An 18,800-nucleotide genomic window follows, 5' to 3' on the forward strand; every position below is an offset into this window, starting at 1 on the left:
TTATTTCAACCCTTTTACTGTAGCAAGGAATTCATCCCCACGCACTTCAAAATTCGGATACATATCCCAGCTGGCATTAGCAGGACTTAGTAGCACAACATCTCCGGGGCTAGCCAAGTCGAAGGCTTTCTTTGTAGCATCCGCTACATCTGCCGCATCAACATAAGAGACGCCAGCTTTATCTGCTGCGCGTTTCACTCGAGGAGCTGATTCCCCTAGAATCACCATTTCCTTTAAACCAGTAATGTGAGGCACCAATTCATCAAATTCATTGCCACGATCGAGCCCCCCTGCAATCAAGATCACCTTGCTGTTATCAAAACCAGAAAGAGCTTTTTGTGTTGCTAGAATATTAGTCGATTTGCTATCATTGTAGAATTTGACACCTTGAATCTCATCCACATATTGAAGACGGTGTTTCACTCCTCCAAAGGCTGACAAGGTTTCTTTAATGACCTCATTCTCTACTCCCCGGACTTTTGCGACCGCAATCGTTGCCAAGGCATTCTCTACATTGTGGCTACCTGGAACTCCCAGTTCATCTGCTCGCATAACAACTTCTCCCTTAAACTTGAGAAGTCCATCTTCCAAATAAGCCCCATCCACTTTTTCAACCGTTGAAAATGGAAGGACCCTTGCCTTGGTTTTTGTAGCGAGTTCTTTGGCCAGGTCTTGATTGAAGTTCAAGACAATGACATCTTTTTCTGTCATATTCTTTTGAAGATTCCATTTGGCAGCTACATAATTTTCAAAAGAACCATGATAGTCGATATGGGTCGGCATGAGGTTGGTAATCACTGCAATCTCTGGATGGAAGGCTTCAATTCCCATCAATTGGAAAGAAGACAATTCCATGACCAGAACATCCTTTTCTGTTGCTGTTTGTGCAACTTGACTAGCTGGAAAACCGATATTTCCAGACAATAGACCACCTTGACCGGCAGCCGTCAAGACTTCCCCGATCATGGTTGTCGTCGTCGTTTTTCCGTTTGATCCTGTAATCCCAATAATTGGCGCATCCGAAATCAGATAGGCCAATTCCACTTCAGTGAGGACGGGAATGCCTTTTTCAAGCGCTTTTTCAACCATTGGATTCGAATAAGGGATTCCTGGATTTTTGACCATGACTGCAAAGTCTTCATCCAACAATTCCAAAGGGTGACCTCCTGTCACAACTTTAATCCCTTCTTCCAGTAAACTTTGTGCTGCTGGATTTTCTTCAAAAGGTTTGCCATCATTGACGGTCACAATCGCTCCTAAGCGATCCAACAAACGGGCAGCTGACTCGCCTGACTTAGCCAAACCTAATACAAGAACCTTTTTATTTTCAAATTGTTTCACAAATTTCATGATTTCTTCGCTCCATTTTTATCACTCTCTATTTTACCTTTTTTTAGCAAAATTAAAAAGCCCAAAGGGCTTTAAAAATCACGTCAGCGTTTATTTTTTCTGTTTGGTCGTCATTTTGGAAATATCCACCAAAGCCAGGTAGCCAACAAAGGCAAGAAAGGCACCGACAAAAAACTCAGACGGTAGTTGGAATATCTGAAAAATGGCGAGACAAGTCAGTACGATAATGGAGACGATTAAGACCACCATTGTGACACTGTTTAAGGTACCACGAATACTTTTGGGGGTCATAAAAAGGTAAAAAAGGAGAATCAAAATCCCTAAGATAAAATAGACCATTTTGTTTCTCCTTTCTTTCCGTATTATTCAGCAGCTGCTGATTTTTTCTTTTTATTTGCTTTTTCGCGTTCTGCTTTGTTCAAGATTTGTTTCCGCAAACGGATAGATTCAGGCGTTACTTCCATGTACTCATCGTCGTTCAAGAACTCAAGAGATTCTTCCAAGGTCAAGATACGAGGAGTCTTGATAACCGCTGTTTGGTCCTTAGTAGCTGAACGAACGTTGGTCATTTGTTTAGCTTTCGTAATGTTTACGGTCAAGTCGTTCTCACGAGAGTTTTCCCCGATGATCATTCCTTCGTAAACTTCTGTACCTGGATTGACAAAGATCGTACCACGTTCTTCGATAGACATGATAGAGTATGTGGTTGCTTTTCCGTTATCGATTGAGACAAGAGCACCACGGTGACGTCCACCGATTTCTCCTGGAATCACTGGCAAGTATTGATCAAAGGTGTGGTTCATGATTCCGTAACCACGTGTCATTGACAAGAACTCTGTTGAGTATCCAATCAAACCACGCGCTGGAACAAGGAAGACCAAACGAGTTTGACCGTTACCAGTTGAGATCATATCCAACATTTCACCTTTACGTTCAGAAAGGCTTTGGATAACAGATCCTTGGTATTCTTCTGGTGTGTCGATTTGTACGCGCTCAAATGGTTCACATTTGACACCATCAATTTCTTTGATGATAACTTCTGGACGAGATACTTGCAATTCGTATCCTTCACGACGCATGGTTTCGATCAAGATAGACAAGTGCAATTCCCCACGACCTGAAACTGTCCATTTATCAGGTGAATCAGTTGGGTCAACACGAAGAGAGACGTCGGTTTGCAATTCCGCTTGCAAACGTTCTTCGACTTTACGAGAGGTTACCCATTTTCCTTCGCGACCAGCAAATGGTGAGTTGTTAACCAAGAAGGTCATTTGAAGGGTTGGTTCATCGATGTGAAGGATTGGAAGAGCTTCAACTGCGTCTGTCGGTGTGATGGTTTCTCCAACGAAGATATCTTCCATACCAGAAATAGCGATCAAGTCTCCAGCTTTGGCTTCTTGAATTTCACGACGTTCCAAACCAAAGAAACCAAAGAGTTTGGTAACACGGAAGTTCTTAGTCGTTCCATCCAATTTAGAAAGGGTTACTTGGTCCCCAACTTTTACAGTACCACGGAAGACACGTCCGATACCGATACGTCCAACGAAGTCGTTGTAATCAAGCAGGGATACTTGGAATTGAAGAGGCTCATCTGAGTTATCAACTGGAGCTGGGATGTGATCAATGATGGTATCAAAGATCGGTGCCATTGTGTGCTCTTGATCAGCTGGATCATCTGAAAGTGAAGAGGTTCCGTTGATCGCTGATGCATAAACAACTGGGAATTCCAATTGGTCATCATCCGCACCCAATTCGATGAAGAGTTCAAGAACTTCGTCTACAACTTCTTCTGGACGAGCAGATGGTTTATCGATTTTGTTAACTACAACGATCGGAACAAGGTCTTGTTCCAAGGCTTTTTTCAATACGAAACGCGTCTGAGGCATGGTTCCTTCGTAAGCATCTACGACCAATACAACCCCATCAACCATTTTCATGATCCGTTCCACTTCTCCACCGAAGTCCGCGTGTCCTGGTGTGTCCATGATATTGATTCGAGTTCCGTTATAAGCAACGGCTGTATTTTTAGCAAGAATGGTAATCCCACGTTCTTTTTCAAGGTCGTTTGAGTCCATTGCACGTTCTTGCAATTCTTTACGTTCATCCAAGGTGTGCGATTGTTTCAACAATTCGTCTACCAAGGTTGTTTTACCATGGTCAACGTGGGCAATGATCGCAACGTTACGAATATCTTCTCTTAATTTTGTCATGATTTCCTCTATAAAATTTTAAATAATATTTCTAACTGAACAATTATACCACAGTCCTATCTAAAAAACACAGTTCAGCTAGTTGTAAATGTTTTCATCTTCATTTCTTTTCTCCGACTCGATTTCCTTTTCTTTTCATGATACACTGATGATAAGAATTTCAGAAAAAGAGGCTCCCATGAGATTAGATCAATTGATGGCAGACCATCAGTACGCTCGCAAAGACATCAAACAACTTCTGGCCCGAAGGCAAATCTTGGTCGATCACCTACCAGCTCAAAAGCTATCCCAAAACATCGACCCTGGACTCCAACAGATTCAAATAGGGGAACGAATCATTCAAGAACCGCGTCACCACTACTACATGCTCCATAAACCAATCGGGGTCGTGACTGCCAAAAGAGACGCCCACCATCCAACGGTGATCGAGCTAGTAGATCCCCAGCAAGAGCACCCAGATCTCTATCCGCTTGGTCGCCTCGATCGCGACACCAGTGGTTTGCTCCTCCTCACAGATAATGGTCCCTTAGGCTTTCAACTGCTCCATCCTCAATACCATGTGGAGAAAGTCTATGAGGTAGAAGTCAATGGTCCGCTCTATGCAGCCCACATCGAACAATTTCAGAATGGGATTTCATTCACGGACGGCCCTATCTGCAAGCCTGCTTCCTTAACTATTCTAGAAAGTAACCCCAGCTACAGCAAGGCCCAGGTCCGGATCTCAGAAGGAAAATACCACCAAGTGAAAAAGATGTTTTTAGCCATTGGGGTCAAAGTAATGACCTTAAAACGCTTGTCTTTTGGTCCCTTCACCTTGGATCCTCAGTTAGCCCCTGGAGAAAGCCGGCCTTTGAATGAGGTAGAGCTCACTTGGGTCAAAGATTTCCTTGAAAAAACGAGATAAAAAAGCTCTAACCACACATTTGCTGCAGTTAGAGCTCTTTTTATTAAGCATCTTTTTTCACTTTCCCATTCCAAGAATCAAGACCATAAGACAAGACATAAATGTCTGTATAGCCCTGTTTCTTAAGATAGAGAGCCGCATTGGTTACACGCGAACTACGGCTATTTTCATAGAGCAAAATTGGTTTATCTTTACGCAAGGCTGCAAGACTCAACTTCAACTGAGTAGAAGGAATGTTGCGTGCTCCTAAAATATGCTTGGCATGAAACTCAGCAGGCTCTCGCAAGTCAATCAACTGCCCTTGACGAATCAGCTCTTCAAAAGTAGCATTGTCCACAAATTTAGCAGCTTTACGGATGCGGAAATAATTAAATGCCATCCATCCAAATACTCCTAAAATAGCCAACCAAACAATGATATTTCCCATTACTCTACCTCACTCTTTTTCAAAAATTCTAATTCTTGCTTGTGTTCTCTTCTTAAAACGGTATCGGCTTCTAAATAATCGAGCCGCTCCATCAGGCCTGCATCATAAAGACGTTGAAGCTCAATTTTCATCAATTCGATGTCATAGAGGCGCTTCCCTACGTAAATGATGATTCCAAAACGTTTTAAAAATTGTTGAACATCATACAGGTTTTTCATGTTCATTATTGTATCAAATTTAGAAAGGCTTTACAAGATTTTCAAGCAAATGATGACATTTTTCGATTGCTTTACGAATAAATAAGTATGATCAACTTTTATTTTTTTACCATCGGTACTTGTATCGCCTCTTTTTTGGGGCTCGTTGTCGACCGTTTCCCAAACCAATCTATTCTCGCTCCTCGCAGTCATTGTGATCACTGCCAGCACGTCCTTGGCGTTTGGGATCTCATCCCCATTATCTCGCAACTACTCCATCGTTTTCGCTGCCACTATTGTCATCAGCCCTACCCATTTTGGTACTGCCTTTTTGAGGTCTGGAGTGGCCTGCTCTTTTTGGCCTGTGCCAATGGTTTTCTTTCTCTGCCTCACCTTCTAACACTACTGGGAGCAGCCGTTTTAGCCATCTATGACCTTCGCTTTATGGAATACCCCTTGGTCATCTGGTGCTGTCTTCATGCCCTGGTCCTCTTTTTATCCGGTAGTAATCTCCTCATGCTGGTCTTTTTACTCCTTGCGATCGGAGCTCATTTTTTCTTTATCGGAATGGGAGCAGGAGATTTTCTCTTACTCGCCACCTTTTCGCTAAGCTTTTCTTCTACCCAGATCCTCATTCTCATTCAGATCGCATCCATCTTAGGCATTCTCGTCTTTGCTCTCAAAAAAGAAAGAGACCGGATTCCCTTTGTTCCCTGTCTCTTTCTCAGTTATCACGCTTTACTGCTTTATACAATGTTTTGCAGATAAGATTGCTTATTTTGTAGCCTTCGCTTCTAGATAATCAGCGATGGCAGCTACGTCCTTGTCCCCACGTCCGGAAACATTGATGATGATGATCTTGTCTTTATCCAATTGTGGAGCACGTTTGACAGCTTCCGCAATCGCGTGTGAGCTTTCAATGGCTGGGAGGATCCCTTCTGTCTTACTGAGAAGAAGAAGAGCTTCTACTGCTTCATCATCTGTCGCTGCTACATATTCGACACGACCAGAATCTTTAAAGAAAGCATGCTCTGGACCAACCCCTGGGTAGTCCAAACCAGCAGAGATCGAGTACACTGGCGCTACTTTTCCATCTTCGCCAAAGACTGCATAGGTCTTCATACCATCAACCACACCGATAGTCCCTTTGGTCATGGTCGCTGCGTGTTGATCGGTGTCCAAGCCATGTCCAGCTGCTTCTACCCCAATCAAGCCGACTTCCTCTTCTGCGACATATTCAGAAAAGGCACCAATGGCATTAGAGCCACCACCGACACAGGCAATCACATAATCCGGCAAACGGCCTTCTTTTTCCAAGATTTGACGTTTAGATTCTTCACTGATTACTTTTTGGAATTCATGCACAATGGTTGGGTAAGGGTGAGGTCCAACAGCAGAACCCAAAACGTAAAAGGCATCCAGATCCGCCATCCATGCTCCAAACGCCGCATCAACGGCATCTTTCAAGGTCTTAGTACCGGTTTCAACCGCATGGACGGTTGCCCCCATCATTTCCATGCGGAAGACATTCAAGCGTTGGCGTTCCACATCTTCTGCCCCCATGTAGACATCACAGGCCATGCCAAACTTAGCTGCCGCTGCTGCTGTAGCCACACCGTGTTGACCTGCTCCTGTTTCAGCAATCACGCGAGTTTTGCCCATGCGCTTAGCCAAGAGGATTTGCCCCAAGACGTTATTTAATTTATGCGAACCTAGGTGATTCAAGTCTTCGCGCTTCAAATAAATTTTTGCCCCACCTAAATGATCTGTCAAACTTTCCGCAAAGTAGAGTGGTGTTTCGCGTCCAGAATAATCTTTCAAATAATGTTTGTATTCTGCGATAAATTCTGGATCATTTTTATACTGTTCAAAGGTTTCCTCTAATTGATTGAGCAAGTTTTGAATGGGTTCTGGTACGAAAGATCCACCAAATTGTCCGAAATAGCCTTTTGTTTCTGTCATGATTGTGTCCTCTTTTCTCTATCTTCAATCTTGTTTATGATCTTTTTCTCTCGCGGGCCCTTTGAGCTGCAGTCTCACTGGGTTCCTATGAGATACAAAAAACCTCACACAGAAAAATCTGTGTGAGGACGATTCGATACCGCGGTGCCACCTCAATTGTAGGAAGCTATTTTTTCTCCTACATCTCTGACCTGTCTAACAACAGGGTGCACGATAAGGTGTGCTCACCGAATTTTTATTGTTTCAAATTCATTATCATAAACGCATCAGCCCATTTCAAGATTCACCACTGCTTGTTCGCAATCACCACAAGCTCCCTGGAAGTGAGAAAAATCTCTACTTTTCTGATGTCTTGAAGCTATTATAGCTCCCGCTTCTGACTTTGTCAACAAAAATTTTAAAAAGTGGCTGAAATGTTCGGATTTTACATTTCCCTATTTTTTGCTAGCAATCGTGCTCTGAAATACTGAAAGCCTAAATAAGCTAGATAAGCCCCTAAGGTATTGGTCCACAAATCATCTAGCTCAAAGACACGATTGGCATCAAACAAGAGATCTAATAGAACTTGGCTGCATTCAATCCACAAGCTCATCGCAAAGCCGAAGCACAAGACCCGTTTGCGGCTCCTCAACCAGGGCCATAGCCAGAGGAGTTGAAAGACCAGCGGGCTTAACAAAAAGATATTGGCTATGTTTTGGAGAATGACCTTAATGAGTTGGAGGACACTGGTGATCTGGCCAAGATTCATCACCGAATTAAGAGGAACCAGCAGGACGACGATGCGACCGAAATGTTGAATACCCGGTGTTTCCATACCTGGCTCTGGCTGTTGGGGCAAAAAACACATCAAACACAAGAGGATAAAATAGAAGAAGCTGCCACTCCGTAACAGCCTTCTTCCTCTTTTTGTTAGTTCTGTATGATCCATCAGTCCTTGTTTAAGGTTGCGCATGTTCAACAATCGCTTTCTCCCGGTCCCGTTTCATGGTATTTGAACGCAATTGGCCACAGGCAGCATCAATATCTGTACCGTGCTCTTGACGCACTACACAGTTAACACCTTGTTTTTTCAAGGTATCATAGAAGGCCATGACCCGTTCTTTTGGACTCCGGCTATATTGGTCATGCTCACTGACAGGATTGTAAGGAATCAAGTTAACATAAGACAATTTCTTGATATTCTTAAGCAATTCTGCCAATTCTAAGGCTTGCTCGACCCCATCATTGACTTCATTGAGCATGATATACTCAAAGGTCACCCGACGGTTCGTAGTCTCGATATAGTATTCAATCGCTGCAAACAATTTTTCAATTGGGAAGGCTCGGTTGATCTTCATAATGCTAGAGCGCAAGTCATTGTTTGGTGCATGAAGAGACACTGCCAAATTGACCTGCACACCTTCATTTGCAAAGTCACGAATTTTATGAGCCAAACCAGAAGTAGACACGGTAATATGACGAGCACCAATCGCTAATCCCTTGTCATCGTTGACCGTCCGGATAAATTTCAAGACATTGTTATAGTTGTCAAATGGTTCTCCAATCCCCATGACAACGATATGGCTGACCCGTTCATCTTGGCCACGTTCGTCAAAGTATTTTTGGACCAACATGATTTGAGACACGATTTCTCCATTGTTCAAATCGCGTTGTTTTTTGATCAAACCTGAAGCACAGAAGGTACAACCGATATTGCATCCGACCTGAGTCGTTACACAGACAGATAAACCATAGTGCTGACGCATCAAGACGGTTTCAATCAACATGCCGTCTGGCAATTCAAAGAGGTACTTGACCGTTCCATCTGCTGACTCTTGCACGATTCGTTGCTTGAGTGGGTTGACGACAAACTGATCATTTAACTTCGCAATCAAGTCCTTAGAAAGGTTGGTCATTTCTTCGAAAGACTGGACGCGTTTGCGATAGAGCCATTCCCAGATTTGTGCTGCGCGGAATTTCTTTTCACCGTTTTCTTCCGCCCAATCAATCATATCTTGGCGTGTTAAACTATAAATGGATGGTTTCATTCTTTCTTACTCCTCTTTTTGTCGAATCACAAAATGACGTTTGTTGTTCGTCTTCGTTGTTTTTTTCGTTTCAGCAGACGGTCTTGTTTTTTTCGAGTTATTCGTTGACTGTCCCTTGTCGCGTTCTCGTTTTTGGAAACGATCTTTTTGTTTGCGATTGCGCGAACGCCTTTTAGGCTCTCTTTCTTCTGATTGAGCTTTTTTGACCGGTGATTTCTTATCAAAGGAAGCACGATGAGGTTCCTTATTTTCAAGGACAAAATAAGCACAACCATAGCTACAATATTCTAACAAATAATCGTCTAAGCGACTTAGTTTATCCATCGTTGCAACATCGCGCTCTTCCTTATAAAAGCCACGCAAGCGCAACTGCTCATTGCTCCAATCACCAACAATGTAATCAAACTTGGTTAAAATCTCAGAAAATCGCTGACCAAAAACGGTCGCATCAAATGCTTCCTTCTCATTTTTCAACAGCTCAAAGGAGAGGTTTTCTGAAAGGATCTGGTCTCCTACCTGACGAAACACAGGTCCAGGAAATTTATTGTAATTATATAATTCAGGGTCAATCTCTTTTCGCATAGTGTTCCTTCATCAAAATCTATTTACTGTAACACTTTATTTTATCATAAATTTAATGACTTGCGTCAGATTTGACTAGAAAAGAGTTGAAATTCCTTTGAGAGCTTCCAAAAGGAAAAAGAGACAAAGAAGGCAATCTTTGTCTCTATACATGTTCATCAGATGATGAAAGGGGTAAAAATAGAGTAATTTTGGTATAGCTATTGGCCTTAGAATCGATCTCCATATGATAGGCTTCGCCAAATTGAAGACGCAATCGTTGGTCCACATTTTTCAAGCCAACACCTCCTAAACGAAGAAGGGTTTGGGCTGTTGATTCTGATCGGTCAAACCCTCGTCCATTGTCAAAAATCGATACGCAAGCGTAGTCTCCACTGACTTCAGTTGTCACTCGAATGAGACCAGGCCGATCGATCTCCTTAATACCATGGTAAATCGCATTTTCCACTAAGGGTTGAAGCACTAATTTGGGGAGCTGATAGTCGCTCAACCGTTTATCTTCTAGAATTTCATAGTTGAGCTTTTCTCCATAACGTTGCTTCTGAATGAAAAGATACTGGCGGACATGGTCAATTTCATCTCTCAGCAGGATTTGTTCCTGGCCTTGGTTGAGAGCCAGTCGAAAATATTGAGCCAGAGACTTAGTGATGTTGACCACGCGCCGACTATCATTAAACTCTGCCATCCAGACAATCGTATCCAAAGTATTGTAGAGGAAATGCGGATTAATCTGAGCCGAAAGTGCCCGCAACTCATAACGCCGCGCGTTTTGCTCCTCTTCCTTAACCTGTTGCATAAGGTGATCGATTTGGTCCAACATGGCATTAAAAGCTTGAGCGAGGTCCACCAATTCTGGAGATCCTTTGGCTACAGCCCTCACGTGAGCTTCTCCTGCTCCAATCCTCAAAATGATGGTCTGAAGGTCTCGTAAGGGTTTGATCCACAAACGCAGAACAAAGCCGATCCCTATCAAACACATGATCAAAGCTAGTAATCCTAGGCCAATGAAAGAGTACAGGAGCTGCGACTGCAGCATCTGAAGTCCTTCAAGTGAAGCCACTCCAATCAAGGTCCAATCACTATCTGGAATTGGAACCTGATAGATAAAATTCTGCCCTCCTTTTGCATAACCATCTTTCACAGCAATATAGGGCTGCATGGCCTGCATTTCTTGACTGGAAGAATAGACCGCCTTTTTAGGATGGTAGACAAACTCATGCTTTTGATTAATGATAAAACTAAAGCCTTGTTTCCCTAGTTGAAGGTGATCCAAGTAAGCCTGAAGGCTATCGTAGCCAATATCCAAGCGCACTACTCCGAGATTTTTGCCAGTCTGATCGACCACTTCTTGGGTAATAGAAACCACCCATTTTTCTTTTTCCGAAGTCAAGGATTCCTTTCGGGCTGGCGTCAAAACTGGCATGGCTCTTTCTTTAATCGCCTCTTGATACCAACTTTCATTCATCATATCTGAAGAAGTCTGCATGCTGATTTTGGAATCTGTCGCTACCAGACGTCCATCCTTGGTCACCAAGACCGCTGAGACCAAGTCCGGATCCGTTTCAATCATCGTTCGCATCAGGTGTTGAACCGTTTCTTGATCCGCACTCCTATCTTGGGCAAATTGTCGAACAGCCTGTTCCTGGCTAAGAACCGTCGTGGTCTGCTTTAATTTTTTTAGATAGGAGGTGATAAACTGACTGCTTTGATCGATACTATTTCTTGTCGTCCGCTCTGTTTGCTGGCGGATCGTCCCTGAACTCGTTTGATAATAGAGGCCACCAATAAGACCAAAAAGTAGGAGAATGAAGAGAAAAAAGTAGAGGACCAGCTGAATCAGCAAGGGATATCGTTTCATTCATGCTCTCCTTTTTTGTACTGCCTTGGTGTCACCCCAACAACCTGCTTAAAGCGTTGAGAAAAATAGTTCATATCTTCAAAACCAACCTGATCTGCGATCTCATAAATCTTTAGATCTGTCGTGAGAAGCAAGAGTTGAGCCTTCTTCATTCGCTCTTGAATGAGGTAGTCTTGGAAGGGGAGTCCCAATTTTTTCTTGATCAATACACTTAGATAAGAGGCACTAAAACCAAGTTGATAGGCCAAATCCTTTAGGGTTAACTGGGAATCTGCTAAACGAGCATGAATGGCTTCTTCCAAGTCTGTCGAATAACCATGACTGACCAAATCTTCGACTTGCGCCTTTTTTCGCTCTTGATCGAGTTTTCCCTTCACCTTTGCTAACATCTCTTCAATATCATCTTTTGAAAAAGGCTTCAGCAAATAATCATCTGCACCTAACTTGATGGCTTTCCTCGCAAACTCAAAGTCATCATAACCTGTCAAAAAAATGATATGACAAGACGGAGACTTCTCTTTGACGAGATGGGCCAGATCCAAGCCGTTCATTTGTGGCATATTGATATCAGTTAGAAGGATGTCGGCTGGTTGCTCTTGAAACTTCTCCCAGGCCTCACGGCCATTTTCTGCCTGGTTGATGACGGTCATTCCAAACTGTTCATAATCCACTAAGGAAGTCAGTCCCTGCCGGATAAGCTCTTCATCTTCCACAATCATGATCGCATACATGTCTTTCACCTACTTGTCTTTGCTATACTTATTATAGCAAATTATGGTTCCAAATGTCTCAGACGTAGTCCAATAAATAACCGTAGCCCTTTTCTTTCATTTCTGCTTTGGGAATGAAGGTAATAGACAAACTATTGATGCAATAGCGAAGGCCGCCTTTTTCCTTGGGACCATCGGTAAAAACATGGCCCAGATGAGAATTTCCTACACGGCTCCGAACTTCTGTCCGAGTCATATTGAAACTCTTATCCTCCTTATAGATGGCCACATCAGGACTAATAGGCCGACTGAAACTTGGCCAACCACAACCAGAATCAAATTTATCCTTAGAGGAAAAGAGCGGCTCACCGGTCACGACATCTACATAAATACCGGCATCAAACTGATCCCAGTAACGATTGGAGAAGGCCCGTTCGGTATCATTTTTTTGTGTCACCGCATACTCTTCAGGAGATAACTTCTTTTTGATTTCCTCATCGCTTGGCTTAGAGTAGCGACTAGCATCAATAACAGGATAAGAAGCCTGATTGACATCGATATGGCAGTACCCATTCGGATGTTTCTTTAGATAATCCTGGTGGTAGTCCTCAGCCTTGATGAAATTGGTCAGTGGCTCTTTTTCCACTGCTAACGGTTTGTCGTATTTTTTTGCTTCTTCTTCAAAGACTTGATTAATGGTTGGAAGGTCTTCTTGAGAGACATAATAGACACCTGTTCGGTATTGAGTTCCTTGATCATTTCCTTGACGATTCTTCGACGTTGGGTCGATAATCCGGAAATAATGCAGGAGCAATTCTTTCAGAGATACCTTCTTGACATTGTAGGTGATGTGAACTGTTTCAGCATGGCCTGTTTGAGGGACCAATTCATACTTGGTCGTTTCTCCCTTTCCATTAGCGTAGCCTGATACAGCATCGATCACACCTGGAACACGGGAGAAATATTCCTCTACGCCCCAGAAGCAACCACCAGCCAAATAAATTTCACGCTGATCCTTTGGATCAACCTTTTCCTTTGTTTCCTTTTTGGCTACTGGAGTCTGACTCATCGATGCTTTTTTAATCATCTCAGTGCTTGTTTCTGATTGATCCCTTCCGTTTGATCCCTTACTAAAGAAAAAGAAACCAATAGATAATAAGCCAATGAGAAGGATAGCAAACACTTTCCATTTTGTTTCCATTGTCTATCTCCTTACTGCATGTTCTCTAGGGTCTTGAGGATATCCTCTTTATTCATATAGCCAATATGACTCTTTGCTAAAGTCCCATCACTATTGATAAAGAGCGCCGATGGATATGAACGAATCCCATACTCTTTTAGCAGTTCCCCTTTACTATCTAGCAAGACCGGGAAATCCTTGTAATCCAAAGACTGGTACCAGTTTTTGAAATCTGCTTCCGATTTTTCACCATTAAAGGTTGGAGCTACAACGGATAAGACCACATAATCCTTACCCTCCTCTGCCTTTGCTAAATCATTTGTGTCGCCTAATGTTGAAAGACAGATTGAGCACCAGGAAGCCCAAAATTTGAGGTAAACTTTCTTTCCCTTGTAATCGGATAAGCGGTAGGTCTTACCGTCTACTCCTTGCAGGTTAAACTCCTTCACTTTCTTGCCAGATGGTTGCCTAGCCCCAGCTTTGGCTGTTTGTTGGCTCATGTCCTTATTGGAAGTAGCCATTCCTTGGCTTGAACAAGCGCCCAGGAGTCCAGCGCATACGAACCCAGTAGCTACTAAAGCTAATTTTTTCATCATTATCACCTCTTTAAACAAAGGGAAAGTCATCCTCAGATGACTTCTCCCTTCTTTCATTTGTTGTCTGATTTCATTTCCGATGATCCACTCTTTTCATCTTTCATTTCTGAATCGCTGGATTTCATCTCATCCTTTTTCATATCGTCCTTCATTTCAGAACTGCTGTCAGACATCATAGATGAATCTTTCATGTCTTCTTTTTTCATTTTATCATCGGACATGGATGAATCCTTCATGTCATCCTTCTTCATATCGTCCTTCTTCATCATACTACTATCGTCCGTTTTTTTCATGTCTGAATCTGATTTCTGTCCAGAACAAGCTGCTAAAGTGACGATGCTAAGTGTAGCAATAGAGAGTGCAAGAATTTTTTTCATGATTTTTCTCCTTTAATCATTCAAGATTAGTGAAACAGGGATGCGAGGCTATTAAGATTTCCTAGCATCAGTAAGATGCCCATCAAGATGATGAGGGCACCACCAATTTTTTTCAAGGTTCCCATATGGGGCTTGAGTTTAGCAAAATGTTGTAGAACCCAGCTAGAAGCTAGAGCCAAGACTAAGAAGGGTAGCGCCAAGCCCAATGTATAGACCAGCATCAGGAGAGCACCTTGTAAAGCCCCATCTCCTCCAGAAGCGGCAATGGCTAAAACAGAGCTCAAAACTGGTCCGACACAAGGGGTCCAACCAAAACTGAAGGTGACCCCTATCAGAAAAGCATTGAAGAATTCATTGCGTTTTTCGTCCTTCTTCAGTTGGATACTCTTTTGTTTTTGGAGTTGTCTCAGATTGATCACTTCCATTTGGTGAATCCCTAATAAGATCACAATTCCTCCTAGCAGATAGCGAAACCATGGGGCATAAAGCACCTGGCCAAGGGCCCCTGCACCGTATCCTAGAATCAGGAAAACAGTTGATAGACCTGCGATAAAACAAAGAGTCTTCACCAGGCCATACCAAGAAATATCTCTTCCAAAAATCCGAACAGTTTTCACACGTTCAGAATCCAATAGAATTCCTACATAGACTGGCATCAGTGGCAAAATACATGGGGAGAAAAAGGATAGAACTCCCGCTAAGAATACTGAAATGGAAAACAAACTGGTTTGAATCATTTCACTACCTCCCTTTCTTTCTGATACCAGTATAAAGAAAAAATCCCTCTAAAAATAGAGAGATTGATAAGCAAAAACTTGAATTTAATTAGAAGGTGATTAATTCTTTGGATGGGCCTTTATCCACGCTACGAACTCGTCATAAGAGTGAATTTGTGTTTTCTCTCCAGTTGTTTCATCTGTGGCATAAAGCTCCATGACATCTTGACCTTCCGGCGCAAACCAATGAATGATGTTATCAAACCATTCGCGTTCATTGTATTGTTTAGGGCGGAAATATAATTTTTCTATATATTTCATATTTTTTGCAACTTCCGGGTAGAGGCGAGCAAAATTTGTCCCAGAGACATCAACTTTCGTATTATCTTCTAAATCTCCAAAAATACCATCTAACAAAAGCATTAAATGTTTCTCGTACAGTACCTTCTCAATTTGATCATTTATCCCTCCTCTGCTCCAATTAATCTTTCTTTTATAGACCGATGGTTGATCCTCAAATTCCTTAATCTTTGAATCGACATTATCTTGAGTTATTTCTCCTTTTGCCGTGAATAGTATTCGTTTATTATTAGGATCTTTCAAGTTTTCATAATCGCCCCTATCAATCTTTTGTAAGCGTAAAGATAGATAGTCATTTCCATTAAAGTATCCTTTGCTCCCTGGAAGATTTGAAAAAGTCCGAAATGTATTATCTTTACCTAATAAACGATACAGGTCAAATTCTACTTTTTTACCTAAATGATTAAGATCATAGCTAGTTACTTTATAAAATTCTTCTTTCCCAATCGGACGTGGTGTCTTTAATTTACCTGTAAATAGAGAATGCTCCGAAAATGTTGTTATATAATCCTGACCATAGTAAATATAGCCTTTTTTCGTTTTTTGACTAACTAAAACAAATTTTTGATCATCAAATGTTTGAATGGTTAAATTTGATGCAGGTTCATTATCGTAATACGATTGACTATTTGATTCTAAATAAGAATGTCCCCATTGATAGGCTAGCACTACAGCTACAAAACTTGCTAGGAAGATGCATACCATTTTGCAGTGTCGCTTCATACCACCAAATACCTTTTTCAAAGCCTACTCCTTTTCATTTGATAACTGTTGATAATCGAATAGATATAACAAACTTGAAATGATTGCTAGCACACTAGTTAAAGCCGATACAAAAGGAACGAAACCAACTATAGAGGCAACGAAGAGAATTTTATGATTTTTCTTATTTACTTTTGGATTTTCATTATAGTTGGCCATTGCAAGTATAGAGATAACAAGATACAAGAGACTGATTGTATTGATTACCAATCCCCAATCACCTTTTTCAACCAGCTCAGGAACAGCATGAACGAAAGTCCACTCCCACCGTTGAAAAGAGGCATAGCTGATTACGATCGCTCCTAAAATACCAATAATCCCATTCATTAGCAACATATTATATGATTTCATAAACTCATTACTTTCTTGACCCATAATCCTTCATAAAAATGAGAAATTGATTTTCTCTCATTTCATCACTTGTCCAACAGACTACTCTACTTCTTTTTCAAATAATCAATGGCGTCTTGAAGGGTTTTGACGGGCACAATTTTCATCTTCGAATGAATTTGTTTTGCTGCATCTTTAGCGGTTTCATAGTTTGATTTAGCCTTGGGATTAGCTTTCTTTTCTTCTTTGGAAACAGGGTTATTAGGGACAAAGAAAATTTCTGCTCCTTCTTTATCTGCTGCAACGACTTTCTTGTCAATCCCACCGATATCGCCAACCGTTCCATCTTGGTTAATGGTTCCTGTCCCTGCAATATGTCGTCCCTGACGAAGATCTGGATCAGCCACTTGAGTGTAGATGGCTAGGCTAAACATCATACCGGCACTTGGGCCACCGATGCCAGCTGTCGCAAATTGGACAGGAACATCGCCTTTAGCTTCAGTCCGGTCGATCAGGCTAATCCCAATTCCGTTTTTCCCATTGGTCAATTTGATGATCTTCCCATCTGCTTTCTTGGTTTGTCCATCTTCAATGTAGGTCACCGAAACGGGGTCGCCAATTTTTTGAGAACCAACATAGTCAATCAATTCTTTGGAACTCTTAAAGGTCTTGCCATTCACACCGGTGACAGTATCCGCAATGTTCAAGACTCCTTTAAAGGTCGAATCATCTGCTACCTGCATGACATAGACTCCTAGAAAGTCCATCTGGGTTTCTTTGCCAGCTGTCTTCAATCCTTGGTAGATGGCCATATTTTGCGAGGTTTCCATATAGAATTGGTTGATGCGCGTGAATTCTTGGCTCGAACTACCACCGGTCATATCCTTGGCAGAGTAGATATCTGTAAAAGGTGTCGCCCAAGCATAGATCAAATCAGCCGGAGTTGCCTCTTTCACTGCTACGGTTACAAAATCATAGGATCCTGACTTGGTATCCGCTTTTCCATCCACTGTCATGACGGATCGAATATCTTCTGCCGTTCCTGGCATTTCAATATAATAGGGAAGGCGAATCACAAAAGCAGCTAGCAAGAGAAGCAAGAAAAGAACTCCTGCAATCGGCCATCGGTATTCTTTCAACCGTCCTTTTTTCTTTTTAGTGGTCAAGCTTGGTTTATTCGCTTGTGTCATCGTTAATTTCCTCCATTACACTCTCTGGGACATACGGTGAGATATCCTGCTGAAAAGCCAGCAACTCTCGAATACGGGTTGAACTAATGGCCTGGTAAGGAGGCTGGGCATAGAGATAAACCGTCTCCAATTCAGGTGCCAACTGGTGGTTAAAATAATCCATATTGGCTTCGTATACCAGATCCTGTGCATTGCGCAAGCCCCGGATCAAGGTGATAACCCCAAGATTGCGCGCCACTGTCACAGCCAACTCTTGAGTCGACGTCACAATTTCAACATTTTCCAAATGAGCCAGGGCCCCTTTTACCATGCGCACGCGTTGCTCAATGGAAAAGAGTCCGACTTTTTCCGGATTATAAAAAATTCCGACATAGACACGGTCAAACAAGCGACTAGCTCGCTCGATCAATTGCACATGCCCAATGGTAATCGGATCAAACGATCCTGTAAACAATCCACTTCTATCTGACATATACTGTTACCTTACTAATTCCATAGATTTTTTCTTTCCAGATTCCCACTTGTCCGATTTCCTCAGGAAGTTCTACGTGTTTATCGGTTTCGCATACAATTAGGATGTCCTCTGACAAGAGATGGCGCTCGCACAAGGTTTCGATATCGCGAACAATCTCTTCCTTGACATACGGAGGGTCCAAGAAAACTAAGTCAAAGGTGCCTGTTAGGAGGCCCAAGGCTTGCTTAGCCTCCATTTTTAGCAGTTGAAACCGTTCCTTTTCCTTGGTCATGGCAATATTGGCTGCTACAATCTCCTGCGCTCTACGATCTCTTTCCACTAGAACGGCCTCTGACATGCCTCGAGAAACTGCTTCGATAGAGAGCCCACCACTTCCAGCATAGAGATCCAGCACTCTTCCACCATCAAAGTAAGGACCAATCATATTGAACATGGCCCCTCTGACCTTATCAGAAGTCGGCCTGGTTGTTTTTCCTTCAAGTGTTTTGAGGGGACGTCCCCCATAGGTTCCAGATACTATTTTCATAGGGACCATTATACCAAAAAAAATCAGAAAATTGCGATTTGATATGGTCAAGCGACAATTA

The 18,800-nt window shown here is 42.3% G+C and carries 22 protein-coding genes and 1 other annotated feature; of the genes, 2 read left to right on the forward strand and 20 right to left on the reverse strand.

Features of this window, described 5'->3' with window-relative positions; genetic code table 11:
* The 3 genes from murD to typA all read right to left on the reverse strand — a co-directional run bounded on the left by murD (position 1) and on the right by typA (position 3,560).
* Positions 1-1,350, reverse strand: a complete 1,350-nt coding sequence (murD, locus tag O3629_RS09105; RefSeq protein WP_049472967.1) for a UDP-N-acetylmuramoyl-L-alanine--D-glutamate ligase — start codon at positions 1,348-1,350, stop codon at positions 1-3.
* A 90-nt stretch (positions 1,351-1,440) separates the two neighbouring features.
* On the reverse strand, positions 1,441-1,689 hold the full coding sequence (locus tag O3629_RS09110) for a DUF3165 family protein (protein ID WP_004219693.1): 249 nt from the start codon (positions 1,687-1,689) through the stop codon (positions 1,441-1,443).
* A 23-nt stretch (positions 1,690-1,712) separates the two neighbouring features.
* On the reverse strand, positions 1,713-3,560 hold the full coding sequence (gene typA, locus O3629_RS09115) for a translational GTPase TypA (RefSeq protein ID WP_003017941.1): 1,848 nt from the start codon (positions 3,558-3,560) through the stop codon (positions 1,713-1,715).
* 178 nt (positions 3,561-3,738) lie between these two features.
* Between typA and O3629_RS09120 the strand changes: the two genes are divergently transcribed.
* Positions 3,739-4,464, forward strand: a complete 726-nt coding sequence (locus O3629_RS09120) for a 16S rRNA pseudouridine(516) synthase (protein WP_371609079.1) — start codon at positions 3,739-3,741, stop codon at positions 4,462-4,464.
* 43 nt (positions 4,465-4,507) lie between these two features.
* On the opposite strand, the gene O3629_RS09125 is transcribed toward O3629_RS09120, so the two are convergent.
* Both O3629_RS09125 and O3629_RS09130 read right to left on the reverse strand, forming a co-directional pair.
* Positions 4,508-4,891, reverse strand: a complete 384-nt coding sequence (locus O3629_RS09125; protein ID WP_070666476.1) for a rhodanese-like domain-containing protein — start codon at positions 4,889-4,891, stop codon at positions 4,508-4,510.
* Entirely contained in the window at positions 4,891-5,109 is a 219-nt protein-coding gene (locus O3629_RS09130) for a YqgQ family protein (protein ID WP_003017930.1), read from the reverse strand. Before O3629_RS09130 ends, O3629_RS09125 begins: the two co-directional genes overlap by 1 nt.
* A gap of 87 nt (positions 5,110-5,196) precedes the next feature.
* Between O3629_RS09130 and O3629_RS09135 the strand changes: the two genes are divergently transcribed.
* Entirely contained in the window at positions 5,197-5,856 is a 660-nt protein-coding gene (locus O3629_RS09135; protein ID WP_371609080.1) for an A24 family peptidase, read from the forward strand.
* Between the two features lie 6 nt (positions 5,857-5,862).
* Here the strand turns inward: O3629_RS09135 and trpB are convergent, their stop codons facing one another.
* From trpB to rsmD, 15 genes are all read right to left on the reverse strand, one after another.
* Entirely contained in the window at positions 5,863-7,050 is a 1,188-nt protein-coding gene (gene trpB / locus O3629_RS09140) for a tryptophan synthase subunit beta (RefSeq protein ID WP_201087925.1), read from the reverse strand.
* 121 nt (positions 7,051-7,171) lie between these two features.
* Positions 7,172-7,407: a binding site (T-box leader), on the reverse strand.
* Between the two features lie 67 nt (positions 7,408-7,474).
* The gene (locus O3629_RS09145) at positions 7,475-8,002 is read right to left on the reverse strand and encodes a VanZ family protein (RefSeq protein WP_371609081.1); all 528 of its coding nucleotides are present in this window, start codon (positions 8,000-8,002) and stop codon (positions 7,475-7,477) included.
* The gene (rlmN, locus tag O3629_RS09150) at positions 7,989-9,077 is read right to left on the reverse strand and encodes a 23S rRNA (adenine(2503)-C(2))-methyltransferase RlmN (RefSeq protein ID WP_003005918.1); all 1,089 of its coding nucleotides are present in this window, start codon (positions 9,075-9,077) and stop codon (positions 7,989-7,991) included. The genes O3629_RS09145 and rlmN overlap by 14 nt, the downstream gene beginning before the upstream one ends.
* A 6-nt stretch (positions 9,078-9,083) precedes the next feature.
* Positions 9,084-9,659, reverse strand: coding sequence for a YutD family protein (locus O3629_RS09155; RefSeq protein ID WP_371609082.1), 576 nt, complete (start codon positions 9,657-9,659; stop codon positions 9,084-9,086).
* Positions 9,660-9,804: 145 nt separating this feature from the next.
* Positions 9,805-11,517 (reverse strand): sensor histidine kinase, encoded by a 1,713-nt coding sequence (locus O3629_RS09160; protein WP_371609083.1) that lies wholly within the window; start codon positions 11,515-11,517, stop codon positions 9,805-9,807.
* Positions 11,514-12,248, reverse strand: a complete 735-nt coding sequence (locus tag O3629_RS09165; RefSeq protein ID WP_223325774.1) for a response regulator — start codon at positions 12,246-12,248, stop codon at positions 11,514-11,516. The genes O3629_RS09160 and O3629_RS09165 overlap by 4 nt, the downstream gene beginning before the upstream one ends.
* 58 nt (positions 12,249-12,306) lie before the next feature.
* The gene (gene msrB, locus O3629_RS09170; protein ID WP_371609084.1) at positions 12,307-13,428 is read right to left on the reverse strand and encodes a peptide-methionine (R)-S-oxide reductase MsrB; all 1,122 of its coding nucleotides are present in this window, start codon (positions 13,426-13,428) and stop codon (positions 12,307-12,309) included.
* Between the two features lie 11 nt (positions 13,429-13,439).
* Complete coding sequence (locus O3629_RS09175) at positions 13,440-14,000, reverse strand: redoxin domain-containing protein (protein ID WP_371609092.1); 561 nt, start codon at positions 13,998-14,000, stop codon at positions 13,440-13,442.
* A gap of 56 nt (positions 14,001-14,056) precedes the next feature.
* The gene (locus O3629_RS09180) at positions 14,057-14,380 is read right to left on the reverse strand and encodes a hypothetical protein (protein ID WP_371609085.1); all 324 of its coding nucleotides are present in this window, start codon (positions 14,378-14,380) and stop codon (positions 14,057-14,059) included.
* Between the two features lie 26 nt (positions 14,381-14,406).
* Positions 14,407-15,117 carry a thiol-disulfide oxidoreductase-associated membrane protein CcdA2 gene (gene ccdA2, locus O3629_RS09185; protein WP_371609086.1) on the reverse strand — a complete coding sequence of 237 codons (711 nt, stop codon included), beginning with the start codon at positions 15,115-15,117 and terminating at the stop codon, positions 14,407-14,409.
* A 99-nt stretch (positions 15,118-15,216) separates the two neighbouring features.
* Positions 15,217-16,200 carry a hypothetical protein gene (locus O3629_RS09190; RefSeq protein WP_371609087.1) on the reverse strand — a complete coding sequence of 328 codons (984 nt, stop codon included), beginning with the start codon at positions 16,198-16,200 and terminating at the stop codon, positions 15,217-15,219.
* Positions 16,201-16,203: 3 nt separating this feature from the next.
* Positions 16,204-16,593 carry an insulin activator factor gene (locus O3629_RS09195; protein WP_371609088.1) on the reverse strand — a complete coding sequence of 130 codons (390 nt, stop codon included), beginning with the start codon at positions 16,591-16,593 and terminating at the stop codon, positions 16,204-16,206.
* A gap of 62 nt (positions 16,594-16,655) precedes the next feature.
* Positions 16,656-17,738 carry a SepM family pheromone-processing serine protease gene (locus tag O3629_RS09200; RefSeq protein ID WP_371609089.1) on the reverse strand — a complete coding sequence of 361 codons (1,083 nt, stop codon included), beginning with the start codon at positions 17,736-17,738 and terminating at the stop codon, positions 16,656-16,658.
* Positions 17,722-18,210, reverse strand: coding sequence for a pantetheine-phosphate adenylyltransferase (gene coaD / locus O3629_RS09205; RefSeq protein WP_371609090.1), 489 nt, complete (start codon positions 18,208-18,210; stop codon positions 17,722-17,724). The genes O3629_RS09200 and coaD overlap by 17 nt, the downstream gene beginning before the upstream one ends.
* Positions 18,200-18,739 carry a 16S rRNA (guanine(966)-N(2))-methyltransferase RsmD gene (gene rsmD / locus O3629_RS09210; RefSeq protein WP_371609091.1) on the reverse strand — a complete coding sequence of 180 codons (540 nt, stop codon included), beginning with the start codon at positions 18,737-18,739 and terminating at the stop codon, positions 18,200-18,202. The genes coaD and rsmD overlap by 11 nt, the downstream gene beginning before the upstream one ends.
* Positions 18,740-18,800 lie beyond the last annotated feature (61 nt).

It is taken from the genome of Streptococcus sp. 27098_8_12, assembly GCF_041432115.1.
In the GTDB taxonomy this organism is placed as follows: Bacteria; Bacillota; Bacilli; order Lactobacillales; family Streptococcaceae; genus Streptococcus; species Streptococcus parasanguinis_V.